A 1,831-nucleotide genomic window follows, 5' to 3' on the forward strand; every position below is an offset into this window, starting at 1 on the left:
GATGGCCCGCACCGGCGCCGAAGGGCCACGCGGCATTTCGGCGTTCGTGGTGGAAAAAGACACCCCCGGACTGAGTTTCGGCGCCGACGAGCTGAAGATGGGCTGGAACGCCCAGCCCACCGCTCAGGTGATCCTGGAAGGCGTACGAGTACCGGCCGAGGCGATGCTGGGCGGGGCCGAGGGCGAGGGCACCGGCTTCGGCATCGCGATGAACGGGCTCAACGGCGGCCGCATCAACATCGCCGCCTGTTCGCTGGGCGGCGCCCAGACCGCTTACGACAAGGCCGCCGGCTACCTGGCCGACCGGCAGGCCTTCGGCGGTGCGCTGCTGGACGAACCGACGATCCGGTTCACCCTGGCCGATATGGCGACCGCGCTGCAGACCTCGCGAACCCTGTTGTGGCAGGCCGCAACCGCGCTCGACGACAACCACCCCGACAAGGTCGAGCTGTGTGCGATGGCCAAACTCCATGTCACCGACTCCTGCTTCGAGGTGGCCGATCAGGCCCTGCAGTTGCACGGCGGCTACGGGTACCTGCGCGAGTACGGTCTGGAGAAAATCGTCCGCGATCTGCGGGTGCACCGCATCCTGGAGGGAACCAACGAAATCATGCGGGTGGTCATCGGGCGCGCAGCAGCGGCTCGAGCCCGCGCGTCCGCATAACGAAAGGCTGACAGTCAATGGGGCGAGCGAAGCGACGGGAGAACACATGACGACGATCGCGTTTCTCGGACTGGGCCACATGGGCGGTCCGATGGCGGCCAACCTGGTCGCGGCAGGGTTCACCGTCCGCGGCTTCGATCCGGTAGCCGCATCCAAGGCGGCCGCCGAAGCCAACGGCGCCACGGTGTTCGACAGCGGTGCCGACGCGGTTGCCGAGGCCGACGTGATCATCACCTCGCTGCCCAACGGCGAGATCGTCAAGGCCTGCTACGCCGAGGTGCTGCCCGCCGCCAAGGCCGGCGCGCTGCTGATCGACACCTCCACGATCTCGGTGACCGATGCCCGCGAGATCCACACGCAGGCCACCGATCAGGGCTTCGCCCAGATCGACGCGCCGGTGTCGGGCGGGGTGAAGGGTGCGACGGCGGGCACGTTGGCGTTCATGGTCGGCGGCGAGGACGCCGCGGTCGAGCGCGCTCGTCCGGTGCTGGAACCGCTGGCGGGCAAGGTCGTGCACTGCGGTGCCTCCGGCACCGGTCAGGCCGCCAAGCTGTGCAACAACATGGTGCTGGCGGTGCAGCAGATCGCGGTGGGCGAGGCGTTCGTGCTGGCCGAGAAGTTGGGCCTGCCGGCACAGTCGCTGTTCGACGTCATCACCGGCGCGACCGGCAACTGCTGGGCGGTGCACACGAATTGCCCGGTGCCCGGCCCGGTTCCCACGTCGCCGGCCAACAACGAGTTCAAGCCGGGGTTCGCCACCGCACTGATGAACAAGGATCTGGGCCTGGCGATGGACGCGGTCCGCTCGACGGGGTCCAGCGCGCCGCTGGGCAGCCACGCCGCTGAGATCTACGCTGAGTTCATCAAGTCCGATGCGCCCAACGCCGACCAGGACTTCAGCGCGGTCATCGAGTTGCTACGCGGCTAGCGGCTTGGCCACCTTCGCGGCCCACCACCGGGTATGCACCGCGGCGGCGGCGGAGACGTCGCGCATGGGCGCGCCGGAGTCGATCAGCGTGGTCGCCAGGCCCGCGTTCGTCGCGGCCCGCATCCCGGCCACCGAACCGGTGACGGCCAGCGCGTCGCGCGCTGTCACCCCGAGCTCGGCCAGCGCCAGCAGGTAGGCCTCTGGATCGGGGAGTGGTTTCGCGCAGTCGTCGGCGGTGA

General features: G+C 69.2%; 2 protein-coding genes and 1 pseudogene. 2 read left to right on the plus strand and 1 reads right to left on the minus strand.

Annotation, left to right across the window (positions count from 1 at the left end; all coding sequences use genetic code 11):
- Nucleotides 1-664, plus strand: a 664-nt coding sequence (locus ACN269_RS33865) for an acyl-CoA dehydrogenase family protein (RefSeq protein WP_421477295.1), incomplete at its 5' end; no start/stop codon positions are given.
- Between the two features lie 46 nt (nt 665-710).
- Complete coding sequence (gene mmsB / locus ACN269_RS33870) at nt 711-1,592, plus strand: 3-hydroxyisobutyrate dehydrogenase (RefSeq protein WP_421477297.1); 882 nt, start codon at nt 711-713, stop codon at nt 1,590-1,592.
- Here the strand turns inward: mmsB and ACN269_RS33875 are convergent.
- Nucleotides 1,581-1,831 (minus strand): annotated as a pseudogene (locus ACN269_RS33875) (hypothetical protein); the annotation flags it as partial. The gene mmsB and the pseudogene ACN269_RS33875 sit on opposite strands and share 12 nt — an antisense overlap.

It is taken from the genome of Micromonospora sp. WMMD736, assembly GCF_049179015.1.
Lineage (GTDB): Bacteria > Actinomycetota > Actinomycetes > Mycobacteriales > Micromonosporaceae > Micromonospora.

Coding starts and splice junctions, on each gene's coding strand:
- mmsB (WP_421477297.1), top strand. CDS start 711: ATGACGACGATCGCGTTTCTCGGACTGGGCCACATGGGCGGTCCGATG.